At 44.8% G+C, this 13,764-nt stretch carries 11 protein-coding genes; 7 read left to right on the top strand and 4 right to left on the bottom strand.

The genetic code is table 11. The features are described from left to right. The first annotated feature begins 669 nt into the window (after positions 1-669). The 4 genes from OC443_RS07135 to OC443_RS07120 all read left to right on the top strand — a co-directional run bounded on the left by OC443_RS07135 (position 670) and on the right by OC443_RS07120 (position 4,286). Positions 670-2,628 (top strand): S8 family serine peptidase, encoded by a 1,959-nt coding sequence (locus OC443_RS07135; protein ID WP_073584487.1) that lies wholly within the window; start codon positions 670-672, stop codon positions 2,626-2,628. A 517-nt stretch (positions 2,629-3,145) separates the two neighbouring features. Continuing rightward, positions 3,146-3,388: a hypothetical protein gene (locus OC443_RS07130; protein ID WP_143169368.1), complete on the top strand. Its 243-nt coding sequence runs from the start codon at positions 3,146-3,148 to the stop codon at positions 3,386-3,388. 213 nt (positions 3,389-3,601) lie between these two features. Next, positions 3,602-3,820 (top strand): NPP1 family protein, encoded by a 219-nt coding sequence (locus tag OC443_RS07125; protein WP_073584483.1) that lies wholly within the window; start codon positions 3,602-3,604, stop codon positions 3,818-3,820. Then, positions 3,780-4,286, top strand: a complete 507-nt coding sequence (locus OC443_RS07120; protein WP_143169366.1) for a HEAT repeat domain-containing protein — start codon at positions 3,780-3,782, stop codon at positions 4,284-4,286. The genes OC443_RS07125 and OC443_RS07120 overlap by 41 nt, the downstream gene beginning before the upstream one ends. A 126-nt stretch (positions 4,287-4,412) precedes the next feature. On the opposite strand, the gene pelA is transcribed toward OC443_RS07120, so the two are convergent. Then, positions 4,413-5,801 (bottom strand): pectate lyase, encoded by a 1,389-nt coding sequence (pelA, locus tag OC443_RS07115; RefSeq protein WP_073584479.1) that lies wholly within the window; start codon positions 5,799-5,801, stop codon positions 4,413-4,415. Positions 5,802-6,188: 387 nt separating this feature from the next. On the opposite strand from pelA, the gene OC443_RS07110 reads away from it, so the two are divergent. Further along, the gene (locus OC443_RS07110) at positions 6,189-6,464 is read left to right on the top strand and encodes a hypothetical protein (RefSeq protein WP_073584477.1); all 276 of its coding nucleotides are present in this window, start codon (positions 6,189-6,191) and stop codon (positions 6,462-6,464) included. 66 nt (positions 6,465-6,530) lie between these two features. Here OC443_RS07110 and OC443_RS07105 read toward each other — a convergent pair whose 3' ends face one another. After that, entirely contained in the window at positions 6,531-7,037 is a 507-nt protein-coding gene (locus OC443_RS07105; protein ID WP_073584475.1) for an Hcp family type VI secretion system effector, read from the bottom strand. Between the two features lie 533 nt (positions 7,038-7,570). Beyond that, on the bottom strand, positions 7,571-8,269 hold the full coding sequence (locus OC443_RS07100) for a hypothetical protein (protein WP_073584513.1): 699 nt from the start codon (positions 8,267-8,269) through the stop codon (positions 7,571-7,573). 395 nt (positions 8,270-8,664) lie between these two features. Here OC443_RS07100 and OC443_RS07095 point away from each other — a divergent pair, with 395 nt between their 5' ends. Beyond that, positions 8,665-9,837, top strand: a complete 1,173-nt coding sequence (locus OC443_RS07095; RefSeq protein WP_143169365.1) for a hypothetical protein — start codon at positions 8,665-8,667, stop codon at positions 9,835-9,837. Between the two features lie 505 nt (positions 9,838-10,342). On the opposite strand, the gene OC443_RS07090 is transcribed toward OC443_RS07095, so the two are convergent. Beyond that, entirely contained in the window at positions 10,343-12,622 is a 2,280-nt protein-coding gene (locus tag OC443_RS07090) for a pyridoxal-dependent decarboxylase (RefSeq protein ID WP_073584467.1), read from the bottom strand. Between the two features lie 275 nt (positions 12,623-12,897). Between OC443_RS07090 and OC443_RS07085 the strand changes: the two genes are divergently transcribed. Beyond that, positions 12,898-13,599, top strand: a complete 702-nt coding sequence (locus OC443_RS07085) for an SDR family NAD(P)-dependent oxidoreductase (RefSeq protein WP_073584465.1) — start codon at positions 12,898-12,900, stop codon at positions 13,597-13,599. Positions 13,600-13,764: the final 165 nt, after the last annotated feature.

Raw genomic sequence — 13,764 nt, 5'->3', positions numbered from 1 at the left:
TTGTATTTACATGTATATCAACCAATAAACAGTCGATATTTTTAAAGTAATTACTCAGATTTTTTATTTTAAAAAATATTAAAAATCAATGTAACAAAAATACAATAAAAACAATAACTATACCCAAGCAACCTGAAGATGCATGATTCAGCGTGCAGCCGAAAGGGGCAGTTCAAGGAAAGGGAATTCAGGAATGTACCCACCTTTCAAATTCACTTGACGCAGAAATGTGCCTTTCAGCTCACGCCCTGCGGGTGAGTTTGTCTGGCTTTGATACAGCGTGACTGATTTTCAACGTAGAATGACTCTATCTTCAAATCAGTGCCTTGTCTCAAAGCCAGACAAATCTCACTGAAGCCTGCATCTTCAGGTTGTTTGGGTATAAATTAAAATAAACATACAGAATGAAGCACCATGAATTATCATCAACTCCAGATGATTTATTGAGAAGGTTAATAGTTAATAAATAAAAAACGGAATATTATATTTTTATTTACCATGAAATGATTGAAGTAAATATAATTTTATTGAATTAGAGTAATTACACAAAAATAAGATAACAGCAAATTATCTGAACTTAAAATAATAACAATAAAGTCACCTTTAAATAAACAAACCCAAGCAACCTGAAATGTAGGGTTCAGGTTTATCCCCCTGAAGAGGTTAAAAATGAAAAAAAATATCTCAAAGCCAACAGGCTGGTCTCCTGTTTTTTTAGCATGTGCTTTTTGTCTGCATGCACCTGTGACTCATGCCAGCGAAACCACACAAGCGGTGCTGCTCAAACCGGCAGTCAGTCAGCCACAGGATAGTAAGCTGGGCATTCATATTCAGAATATGCTGAACCAAAACCGGAGCCGGACGAAAAGTACCATCGCTGTCACAGCCAATATTCAGCTCAGCAGTGTGCCCGATGATTTACAACAGATTCTGGAAGCCCTGAATATTGAAGTGCTGCAAATTTCTGCGCAATATCATCTGGCAACCGTCCGCCTCACAGTCAAATCAAATCTGGACGCACTGAAAAAACGCCCGGAAGTTTTGTATATCTCCCGTGCATCTGGTGCCGTACATCAGGCCGGTAAAGCCACAGACCACAGTGTCAGTTCCCTGAATGTGGACCAGCTGCAACAAAGTCTGCCCAACCTCACCGGTAAGGGGGTTCGTATCGGGATCATTTCTGACAGTTTCGCCCACTCCTCCGGCGTGCGCAGCAGCAAAACCACACCGGCAATCAGAAAAGCCGGAACGTTAAAAAATGCCATCAACCAGATTTCGGGTGATCTGCCCGCTTCAGTTGAATTACGCGATGATGCCAACACCAACAGCAATACGGATGAAGGGGCGGCTATGGCCGAAAATATCCATGATATTGCGCCGGGTGCGGATATCTCCTTCTATTCCGATCAGGGCACGGAGCTCGGGTTTGTTGCTGCGGTCAAAGACTTGTGTAAACCCCGTGCCCAGGGTGGTGCCGGGGCGGATATCATTGTCGATGATACCTTCTATTACGCAGAACCGTTTTATCAGCCGGGCATCATTAACCAGGCGATTCAGGACTGTGTGGACAGCGGCGTAATGTTCTTCACCATCGCCGGAAATGAAAACGAACGCAGCTATGAGTTCACTTATCAGGATGTGGATACGGCAAACTATGATGCGCATTCATCGTCATCCGACAACAAAATAGCTTATGGGTATGACTTCCATCAATGGCCGAACGGCAGCGCATATCTGCCGGTTACTGTACCGGCAGGCGGTTATTTCCGGGCCGTTCTGAACTGGAACCAGCCTTACATCAGCTATCAGAGTAATAAAGTCAACTTCCCGCTGATCGACTTTGATATGTATCTGCTGGAAAAAAATTCAAACAATCAGATGAGTGTGGTTTACTCCAGTTTATCGGCACAGGGAAACAAGAAGTATAACGACCCGTTTGAACAGATCTGGTATACCAACAATTCCGGCTCATCCAAAACATTGTATCTGGCAGTCAATCACTGGTCCGGCAATGCTGATGTCATTCCGCAAAATACCAGTGTGCCGGTCAAACTGGACCTGCGTTTCCCGGCAACCAGCAGTAATGTTAAAGTCGGTGTGACGTACAACAGTTCAATGATGTACGGACATGCATACGCCAAAGGCGCCATCACCGTTGCTTCGATGCCCTGGTACGGCAGCCAGCCATACGTTAACAGTGATGCAGATGTATTTGTCGAATACCAAAGTTCAAAAGGTTCAGCCAGCCATCCTTTCTATTTTGATGTGAACGGGAACTACGCTTATACCACCCGGAAAGGACCGGCGATCACTTCAACCGATGGCGGCAACACGTCGTTCTTCGGCGAAGACATTCCTTCCGCATGGAATGTGGTCAATGAACCGGACGGCCTGCCAAATTTCTTCGGTACTTCTTCTGCGGCACCGACACTGGCTGGTGTTGCGGCGCTGCTGAAACAATATGGCGGTTCTGATGCTTCTTCCGCTCAGATCAAACAGGCGTTAATTGCCACCGCACGGGATATCAAAACCGATCGCGGCAGTGAAGGCTGGGATCCGGTCACCGGTGCTGGTGAAGCGGACGCTCAGGCAGCACTGAACTATCTGAAGAAAACCATGGGTCGTTAAGTCATCACAATCCCCGGTCTCAACCTGGTCTGAACAGGCCAGACCGGCGGATTGAATGCCCTGCCGCCTGTCACTGACGGGCGGCAGTTTTCAAAAACAGCGGGTTTCAGAAATGAAAGTGATAAAAGCTATCAGAAACGAAAGTGATAAAAACGACCGCAATCAACGCTGGCAGTTGCTCATAAAAATCTGAAAATCAGAATTTTTTTTCAGAGGCAACTCCATTTTGATGAAATGCGTGTGAGTTCAAAAATCAAAAAGATTCAGCCACAAAAATGACACAAGCTGCACACAAACGAGTTCATCATATTTACATTCAGGACAAACTGCGATAAACCGTCAGGGAATACAATAACGACAGATACTAACCGACGTTGCTATGGATTGCAGAATACCCGTTACCCCGTTCATTACTTCATTATGTATTGTTATTTCTTGTTTTATCTTTTGTCTCAACACTGAAAATCATCTGTATACAGCCAACAGTATTGAGGATTTTCTGTTCACACCCGGTGAGATGATGCAACTGGAGAAGCTGTGTCAGACCATGCCAAAGCTCTCTTATCATTCGGCCACAGACACAAAACCAACCGTGATTCATCTGCATTGCGCCATTGAGCAAACCCGGCTGAATGATTTTCTGTTCCGCCAGCAGTTTCTGCAAACCGGCCAGAGCACTTATCAGATTGGAATGAATCAGCTCCGGATATCGGATATCAGACACGGAATGATACAAAGCATCGAGTTAACCAAATATTAATGCGCGTATGCTCATATTCTCACGCACACATCTAACTTATCTATAAACAACATTTCATATAAAGAGAAACGCTATTTTAATTTTTAAATAATAGCAAAAATTATTCTTATTAAATTAAATCATCAAAGCAATCATAAGTATCCATAATATAAACAGATCCTTCGTTAATATTATCTATACCCAAACAACCTGAAGATGCAGGGTTCAGGTTGCTTGGGTATAGATCACAGTAATCCCCGGTATGTAAAAGCAGGCTGGTTCGCGCCTGATTTTGACTTTGACAAAGACGGCTGTCTGCCGGATGCGGGAATTTCCCGCGGCGGAAGACAGAACGGCGGACTGAAACCAACCGGAAAATGGGTTCGTCCTTCGCTGTTTTGCGATGACCCTGATGCAGGACACGTCAGAACAGGCATTGTCTGTCGGAGTTGAACTGGCAACCAGTATCATGATGAATGGCCGTCCGGCGGATATTCTGGCCCCGATCGTGCAAAACAGCTATTCGCCACAGGCACAGGAACAGGTCGCTCAGATTATTAACCGCGTACCCAATGCTTCGATGAATGAAATGCAGAAAGCCGAAGTGGAACATTTGCTGGATAATTATATCGACAGCAGCGAAGGCCGGATGAAATCGGTCGCGATTGAAAGTCTGGCGGGGCTGGTGGCAGATAATTCACAAAAACTGAAGTCACTGTTTCATCAATACGCGCAGGATGAGAATGACTCGGTGCGCTACAGCGCCATCCAGGCCCTGTATCAGCTCGAACCAGCGCAGTTTGACGACACCATCTCCGGTGATTTAAAAACCATAGCCAATAATACCAGCGAATCGTTATCGGTTCGTGCCAGTGCGATGGAATTGCTGGCCAGCTATCAGGACATGCCTGAAAGCTGAGTGTCTCTGTGACCAGACAACCAGAGAATCATGACTCAACAAGCCAATCAAAAAAAATCACCAGCATTGACTGGTGATTTTTTTGACTGACTCAGTCAGTTTTTGCTGTTTCGAATATCAGAATTATTACTTGATATACCCAACTTTTTTTGCATATTTCAGGATATTTTTGCCATAGCTTCCGCCCCAGCCATAACCGTTACGGCGCTCTGCCGAGATGTCCATGATGTCGTAATAGACTTTGCCGTCACGATCACTGAAGAAACCACGGTTGTTTTGCAGGTTATAAAAGCGATACCACATTTTGCTGCCTTTTTTGTAGACAATTTTCTCTGTGGAGTTCCTGTCATAGGTATGATCAGCAAGATAGGTATCAGGACTGTTAAACCAGTTCAGAGCAGCCTTAACAGCTTTTTTCACTTTTGACGTCTGAGGCTGAGTCATCAGAAAGCCGATAATTTCAGAAGATTCACTCCCACTGAGTGATGCCAGTTCATAAGCACGGGCTTTCTTCGGCAGATAATCGTCTTTTCCGTGCTGTGCACACCAGACGGTCAGTTTACCGTTCTGTTTCCATTGAGACTTCAGAATGTAATCCACACCTTTATCGATCACCGTTTTCATTTTTTTGCGATCTTTATCGCTGAAAATATCCGTATCAAATGGCGCATCCTTCCGGCTGGCATGGTAAAGCACCGTTAAAACACTGGTCATTGCGTTATCATTAAATGTCACGTGATCATGATAGCCGCCTTTCAGAGGATAGAACTGTGGCCAGCCACCGTTGCTGTACTGGGCTTCAAACAGATAATCCATGGCTTTGCGGACAGCACTACGGTATTTGGTTTTCTTCGTGTCTTTGTAAACCTGTGCCAGATAAACCATTTCTGTGGTGGTTGCGCCATTATCGATGGTCGCTTTACCTTTTCCGCTTCCGCCTTTACCCGCTTTTTTATAGCTCTGGTTTTTTGGCCAGCCACCATTATCAAACTGGTAAGACATGACGATATCGGCTTTGCTTTGAGACCAGGCTTTCCGTTGATTCTCATAACGTTTGTGAACCGGGTTACCACTTTGTGACAATAACTTACTGCTGCTTTTGGCTTTTGCAGTTGCCGCCTGCCCGCTGTCTGTGTCGTCATCACTGGTAGCGCTGATCACTTCACAGCCCGGTTTGGTAAATTCACCTTCATAGGTGCCCTGAAGACCAAAACCGGTGGTTTCACCCGCCATCAGGAATCCATTCCACGGCATATTGGATGCCGTGACCGTGCTGCCAGAAGTCTCAAGATTTGCATTCCAGCTATTAATGATGACAGGTGCCTGATCAAATGTCAGTGCAACCTGCCAGCCTTGCAGATTTGTCTCATCACTGTTGACTGTCACCATCAGGTTATAACCATTACTCCAGATACCACCTTCAACAGAACAGGTCGCAGCCATGCCATTGGCTGATGCCAGAATACCGCAGCAGATCGCGGCAGGTAATGCGAGTTTATTTTTTAATATTTTCATTATGTAATTAACCAACTATTTATTCTGCGGATAAGTTCCACAGGATCATTTTTAATTTCACCAGCCCCGAAAACAGGCTGATATCTATGTGATACAACAACCGATCAGTCCATGTGCGGTCATGCTCATGTGGTCAGTCCATATGTCAAAAGATCGCAGCCAACAAACTCAGTTGCATATCACAAGCAAGAAGTTAACATATCGCAAAACGTGATGGTAAGTGCTATTTGGTATATATTTTTATATATGGTACGAAACTCATAAATTACAAAATGTTTATTATCTTATTGATAAATTCAGGCGCAGATTCCAGTGTTTTTCCTGAATGGAAAAAACCGTTCGTCTACCCAACGACGAATCCGACGCAGATAAACACCGTTTACCGAAGTGAAAATCGACCCGGCCAAAGGTTCAGCAACGGGTTATATACCCAAACAACCTGAAGATGCATGGGCGGCCTGCTGGGGTATAAGAGCATTTAAAGGTGTGGTGACTGCCGGGCGTGAATTGATGACCCGGATCTTTGAGTGGCGAATTGAGTTACAGCAAGCGGCATCTTTTCACTTGGAGTTCTGTGAATCAGTGTATTTGGGATTAAAAGTAACAGGAAAACTAGATTTTCAAACTCTTTCATCAATGTCTATACCCAAGCAACCTGAATAAGCTATGAGACTTGAGACTGTTCATAATTCAGAGCCACTTAGTGTTGTGGCTCTTTTGGGAGTGCTCTTAAGCCCCCCAGCCGCCTTGATCCCAGTTATCGTATCCCATCGTACCGGATACATTATGTTTCCAAATAATTTCTTTGTAGCTGAATGCAATAACTTCGTGCATTTCTGTAAAACTTTTTTCAACGCTGTTTGAAATGATGTTCGGCAAATTAGAACTCAGGTTTGAGATAAGCGCTTTTTTTAGTTCAATGGAGTAAAATTTTTCATTGAATCCCTGTTCGTTAGTACGATAAAAATGCAGGGTACAATCCAGATGCTCTTGTTTCGCAAAAGCCGAAGCTAAAAGCGGGCTGGATTTGTCGATAAATTTTGTAATGTATAGGGGGCTATGCGATTTCCTATGTTGCCCCGCACCTTTAGAACCGTGATGTTCATAGGCAATCACAGAAATTTCATCCCGGTGTGAATCCTGAAATTTAGCGCCCATTGAATCAATACTGTTACACCCTTCAGAAATAGCACCTTGTGTTTCACCTATGATTGTTAAATATGCCATGTAAGCCATAGTATCTACCTGCTTGTATAACGATGAAAATGAATTTTATTCAGAAACTTGCTAGTCCTTATTTTCATGAAAGAATTTATCCAGAGCTTTCATAAAAATCCAGCACAAAATAAGAAATGAAAGTACTGATAAAACTTTTCCCAGCCAAGTTTCAAACAATGTAAAAAAATAAAGACAAACTAAAAACGAAATACCGCTAAATATTGACATGATTATATTAATACTTCTTTCAGATAAATTATTTTTCATGCAATATCTACTCTTCTTCTTGTAAGAAAAATTTATCCAATAACTTTGTGATTAGTATAATTACCCCGGTTAGTAACAATATAGATACAATTCTTTTCTCCCATGAATCAAAATAAAACAGAAAAAATATTCCTCCCCAGATGATAAAGCTGAAAATGAACCCGGATAAGTGATCTATAAAATGATAAAAAAAACGTTGGGCTAAGCTTTTTTCTGTATTTCTTAATTTCATAAAAACTTTTTCACCTGAACTATACCTTATAGAAGGATTGACGATCATCAAGTTAGAAAACTGAAAAACCACCAACAGAATTTGTTGGTTTTGTACCTGTATTTTCTCTTCTTTGTATTTCTTCGTTAATGTATTTCAAAATCTCATTAAAGGCTGGCTGTCCTTCAATATTGTATACCCGCAGTGCTTCAACGAATGGTGATGCAACGGGTTCAATTAGAAAATAAAGTAAATCATAATAGTGGGGACGTAATGAATAATAAACATCAGGATCATTGTCTCTGAGTTCTCTTGCAACATACATACAGCGCTCAGACATACCAGCCATTAATAACATCGTACTTGCCAGTGTTCCAAGATTTTTCAGAATCACAGACGCATTTTCAACGGTCAAAGCAATAACAATTCTTGATAATACTGAGTTAGTACCGGCTCTTCCAAGCATCGCACCTGCGACATGGCCATAAATGTTATTTTGTTCCTTAACTGGTAGATACTGATTAAACATCTCAAATATAATTTCTAAACTTCTTGCAATGTGGTGCCGTTCCAGTATTCCTTTTTCAACTGCTTTGATGATTCTTTCTCTTTCTGTGCTCCGCTCATAATATGAATCGGTATCAAGGAATCCATAAGTCAGATAAGCGAAATCTTTAGGCACAGACAAAATCCCTTCCCAAAAACCAACGACAGTTTCAGGAGAAAAAAGCACCTGAACAATTCTTTCAGCAATTTCAGCTTTATTGCTCATATTGAATACCAACATTTAATGAGATTGCATGCATTGTATCCCTAAACATATACATCAGCCAGAGTTGATTCTCAGTCTTATTACATGATGACTTATCGATTTGACAGGAAGCGTAAAGGGGCTATTGACCTTATTCAAAAAACCGGAAATAACCGGACGAATGTTCAGGAACTTCTGAGCAGAACGTAAATATCCGTCCGGTATGATGGAATCAGCGGTATACCCAAGCAACCTGAAGATGCATGATTCAGCGTACAGCCGAAAGGTGCAGTTCAAGGAAAGGGAATGCAGGAATGTACCCACCTTTCAAATTCTCTTGATGCAGAAATGTGCCTTTCAGCTCACGCCCTTCGGGTGAGTTTGTCTGGCTTGAATCAGATCAGGCATTTGCAGCCGTGGAAGCGAAAGAAAAAGCAGAAAAACAAGCTCAAAAAGCGCAACAAAAAAATGCAGAGCCAAAAGAAAAGCAGGAGGAAGAATCAAAAGAACCGTTCTCCCTTGGCTGGATGCAAACTGAATTACCGATGTCTCAGGGGGATTTGTGGGACAGTATCTTTACCCCGGAAACTGAAGACAAGCACAAGGCCCTGATTAAAAAACACAATGCTCATTTAAATGAACCGGTTGTACAAGGTGAATTAGTGATTGTGCTGACCAGAGAGCCGGAAACAGAGCAAGAGCAACAACAACTGGACGCCTTAAAAGAAGAAGCTCAGGCAGGGAGTGAAGGACTCGGCAAGCTGGACGAAGCACAGGCCGCAACGGTTTACCGTCATTTTGAATTACTGGATTACTACGCTTCAAACGGTTTGAAATATATTCAGGAAAATGGCCTTCCCAGTGATGATTATGCCTATGCGTCTGTGGGGGTCGGCGCCGTTGCTTCCGGTGTGGAAGCGAGTTTAAATCATGTTAATGGTATACTGTTAGAAATCAATGATCTGTACGTAGAACAAGTCGCAATGGCCAGCCGTGTAGGAGGCATAAATTATGGCACATTTGTGTCACAGCGTGCGGAGTTGCTTCAAAAACTGGATATACCTTTTAGCCGCTTTGCTACAAGAACAGTTAAAATCCCGGTAATACGGCAGATTAAGAAATTACTAAAATTGTCCACAAAGTCTGTGATTTACCATGCAGATGAAATTATTGCGAAAGGCGTTGTACCTAACCTTGGAAAACGGATAGCCAATATTTCACATGGCGTCTGGGCTGCAAAAGGGGTTGGTTATCTGGGGCTGGGATTAGCTGCGGCAAGTGGTGTTAAAAATGTTTATGACGCCTGCTCCGTCAATAGTGATGGTGAATGTGGGAAAACAGCTGTAAAAGAAAGCGTTGGATTATTAGCTGGATGGTTTGGCGGAATTTGGGGTGGGGAGGTTGTTGCAACCGGACTCACCTATTTGGCTATCGGAATTGTTGGTGTTAGCTCAGCACCTATTATCGCTTTGGCAACTGTCAGTGGTGCAATTATTGGTGGTGTACTTGGTGGTATGGCAGGAACTGTTGGTGGTAAAGCTGTAGTCGACGGTGGATTTAAATTGTATGAAAAAATAGTGGGTGAATAAGGTGACTATTACGGATATATTTGATCGACTGATATTCGGTTTATTTATCTATATATTAGCATGGGGTTTGCCATGTTGGATTCAGTCCGTCAGAGCGGCTTTAGGTGATTCGAAACATATTTTATTTATTGATCAACAATTAGCAAAAGATATTGATAAGCTGTATAAGAAACCATTGCATATGGCTTCATTCTCAATAGGGTCACGTTTCAGCAATTACTGTATTGCATATCCGTTTATTCGTTACCGTATGACGACGACATCAAAAATTTTCCGTATTGTAATGTGGCTAAATTGTGCATGGTTTTATAGCTTTTTCATCTGCTTGTTCTACTCTGTTTTTGTGTTGTAATGACACCGCTGGAAAGTCCTCAGATGTGACCTTTCGACCGGACGAATGTTCAGGAACTTCTGAGCAGAACGTAAATATCCGTCCGGTATGATGGAATAATTGGTATACCCAATCAACCTGCATCTTCAGGTTGTTTGGGTATAGACTCAGATGTTACCCCGCTTCACACAACCCATTGACTGCATCCCGCAGTTTCGGGAAGAAGATATCGGTAAAGAAGTTGAACGGGCTGGTCTGCCCGGCGGTGTGCGTATAAATCGCCCACGGGTCAAGAATCACCGACCGGATACAGGGCACGGCATCCACAGTGACGCCCGAAGGGTAAACCCGGTTTGCCAGCGAATCGATAAAGGTATTGCCATAGTCAGCGCGGTGGAACGTGGTCATCGAGACAAAGATCTGATCGTCGCCGACTTCCTCACCCGGTTTGACACTGAGCTGATTAAACAGCTGATTGTTCAGCTCAGATGTGCGGGCTTCCGAGTCGTCCTGCTTATCGATAAACACATAATCGACAATATTCTGATCGCCGGAGATCGCCCGCAGGCATTCAACCACTTCAGCCGAATTAATCAGCATCTCTTTGGTGGCTTTGGTTTCCCACAACAGGCGAACCAGTTCCGGCTTATGGTTTTCCAGCACCTGCGGCAACGGATGCAGCATTTCCACCCGGAATTTATCCTCAGGGAAAACACAGTCCAACGTCGCCATATACAGATAAAACAGCTTCGAGTTCAGCATGCTCTGATTGATTAAATCACCATAACCCCGTTGATCCGGACGAATCACCTGATGGCTGAGAAAGACCGCCGAAGCCGCCGCGCCGGGTTTGGAGCCTTCAATGCCGGAATCCCCGATATTGCGGGTGCTGATCCCTTCTTCCTGACCACCGGATGAAATATACGGCGCGGTAAACCCAAGCAGGTTAATGATATTCTCATTCCGGTAGGTTAAGCTGCCCGCCGGATAAGGCATATAGCCCATTTTGTGCGGGTCGATGGTCACGGAGTCACACTGGTGAATCCGGCACATACTCTGATAAACACTGTCACGGAACCAGCTGCTCTGGTTGGTGAACATCTCTGTGGACTGAGTGGCTTCATTCATCTCAAACGGCCTGCGGATACAGGCCATAAAGTAGCCGCCCCAAGCCGCATCGGTATGAATTGAATAGTCAAACGGGTCGCTGCTGTCCTGCCGGTAAGCATCACGAATCGCCAGCAAAGCTTCCACCGGGTCCACCGCCCCTTCTTCGGTACTGCCGACCACCGCCACGTTCATCAACACCGGTTTTTTATGCGCTTTACAGGTATCCAGCACCCGCTGCAGCAAGGTGGTGTCAACCCGGCCTTCATGATCAACATAGATATTAAGCAGCGCATCATCCTGAATCACATTGATATCGGTGAGCTGCGCTTCACTCAGTCCGGACTGGCCGCCGCCCATCCCCAGCAGCGAGGTCGATTTCACCCATGAATAGTGTTTACTCGACGGCACAATAATCGCCGGGGTGTGAATATTTTCCGGGAGCAGATAACGCTGAGTGAAGAAGCTCATGCCTTTGGCATTGAGTGAATAATGACTGCCAAGCTGCTTCCAGACGGCACTCTCTTCTGTGCCGGTCAACTGCGAAATTTTGCCCGGCAGTCCGAGAATTTCATCCTGACACAAATTCAGCAGCTGCCATGCACTGACCTGAGCCAGTAACTGCCCGTCATTGAGTTTCAGTTTTTTGCTGGCCGCTTGCCATTGCGGATCGGTTTCCAGTGCGTAGCGGATGCCAAGGGGCATGAACTTCAGCTCCCGCGCCGCCCAGACACTCTCGATATTAGCGACGGTGCCGTCACAGGTAATATGGCTCCAGGCGTGCAGCTGATGATCATCACGGCTGTCATCGTGTTCATCAATCAGCGGCCGGATGGAAAAACCAGCCATCTGAGCGATATCGTTCGCCGCCATAATCTCCAGCAGGGTTGTGGCCGGAGCGGCCTGTGGCGTAACGTTATTCTGATTTTGCAGCATCCCGGCCAGATAGCCCAACACCGAAGGCAGCGTGACATCCCAGGTCATATGGCCCTGATAGCGCAGGCTGGAAAACGGCACAGAGTAACGGTTCAGAATATCCAGCAGGCTGTTACTTTTCTCAGTGATCTCCAGCTTCGCCTGTTGATAAGGGGCTGAAGCTTTCACTTCCTGGGTAATATAAACCGGATCACCGGGAAACAGCTCAGCCCGGCTGTATAAGGTTTCTTCAATCACCCGGCTGACCAGATTTTTCACCATGTCAAGATTTTCGCCTTTGGTGCCCATAAACCACGCGGCAATCGCTCTGTCATCCTGAACCTGTACTTTATCCGGACCCTGGCTCAGAAACTGTTTTAATTCAGAAAATACGCGGCCTGAAACCACGGGGCGTCCTATGGTTTTCTCCATCGGAGTTCTCCTGTTGAATCACTGTCATTGATCACCGGAATGTCGCCGGCGCTTTCCCCGATAAGAATAGTATAGAAATGAAACTGAGTGATTATTTATGCTAAACTCACCCGGACTGCCAGAAGCGGTGAACGGTCAGGACCGGCGGATTCTCTGCATACTTCTTCATCGCACACCGCTTGACTAACCACTGCTTTTTACGGCACCACGGTAGTTTGCAACCATCATTGATTTGTATTCAATCTCTGAAGCATCAGAACCCAAGGACGTTTATCATGAAAAGAACAGTGCTGATCACAGGCGGAAACAAAGGGATCGGGCTTGAAGTCACCCGGTTATTTTTAAAGCAGAATTATCAGGTCCATGTGCTGGCGCGTGATTTCAGCAATTTTGAATTTTCAGGCGTGCCGGATGTACACACAATTGAGTTCGATTTAACAGAAACGAATGACATTGAAGAAGTGGTCGAAGCAGTGGGCGATATTGATGTGCTGATTAACAATGCCGGTATGATGCTCACCCGCACTTACGATGATTACCCGGATGAAGCGATCAGCCAGACGGTGAAAATTAATCTGGAAGCGCCGGTCAAACTGATGACGGCAGTGTCCAAATCGATGGTCAAAAATCAGTACGGCAGAATCGTCAATAATGCCTCTGTTGCCGGTCAGATCGGCCATCCGGACGTGTGGTACGGCATCACCAAAGCCGGGCTGATCAATGCGACCAAAAGCTTTGCCAGACTACTCGGCCCGCAGGGCGTACTCGTCAACTGCGTGGCGCCCAGCCCGGTTGAAACCAATATGCTGCACAGCATCCCCGAAACACGTCAGGCACAGTTTAAGTCCGGCACAATCCTGAACCGCTTTGCCACTGATGCCGAAGTCGCAGAAGCGATCCGCTGGCTGGGTATCGACGCCCCTGACTATATGAATGGTGTGTGCCTTGATATTAATAACGGGTCTTATATGCGCTAAAGAGCTGCTCCTGATTGCAAGCCACTCAGGCAGAGATTCAGACCTGCTCCGGATGAATTGATGTGATTTCTCATCTCATGATAATTCGTCATTATAACTTAACACGACCGTTATATTGACGAATTATCATGAGATGACTTACACTGATACCAGACAGAACAACCG

Origin of the sequence: Vibrio quintilis, from assembly GCF_024529975.1 — a bacterium.
Taxonomy (GTDB): Bacteria; Pseudomonadota; Gammaproteobacteria; order Enterobacterales; family Vibrionaceae; genus Vibrio; species Vibrio quintilis.
The sequence above is the reverse complement of the archived record's forward strand: the minus strand, read 5'-3'. Positions and strand labels throughout refer to the sequence as shown.

What these genes read in the sequence shown, in the direction of transcription:
- OC443_RS07135 (WP_073584487.1), top strand. Translation starts at nt 670, where the DNA reads ATGAAAAAAAATATCTCAAAGCCAACAGGCTGGTCTCCTGTTTTTTTA.
- OC443_RS07130 (WP_143169368.1), top strand. Translation starts at nt 3,146, where the DNA reads ATGATGCAACTGGAGAAGCTGTGTCAGACCATGCCAAAGCTCTCTTAT.
- OC443_RS07120 (WP_143169366.1), top strand. Translation starts at nt 3,780, where the DNA reads ATGCAGGACACGTCAGAACAGGCATTGTCTGTCGGAGTTGAACTGGCA.
- pelA (WP_073584479.1), bottom strand. Translation starts at nt 5,801, where the DNA reads ATGAAAATATTAAAAAATAAACTCGCATTACCTGCCGCGATCTGCTGC.
- OC443_RS07105 (WP_073584475.1), bottom strand. Translation starts at nt 7,037, where the DNA reads ATGGCTTACATGGCATATTTAACAATCATAGGTGAAACACAAGGTGCT.
- OC443_RS07100 (WP_073584513.1), bottom strand. Translation starts at nt 8,269, where the DNA reads ATGAGCAATAAAGCTGAAATTGCTGAAAGAATTGTTCAGGTGCTTTTT.
- OC443_RS07090 (WP_073584467.1), bottom strand. Translation starts at nt 12,622, where the DNA reads ATGGAGAAAACCATAGGACGCCCCGTGGTTTCAGGCCGCGTATTTTCT.
- OC443_RS07085 (WP_073584465.1), top strand. Translation starts at nt 12,898, where the DNA reads ATGAAAAGAACAGTGCTGATCACAGGCGGAAACAAAGGGATCGGGCTT.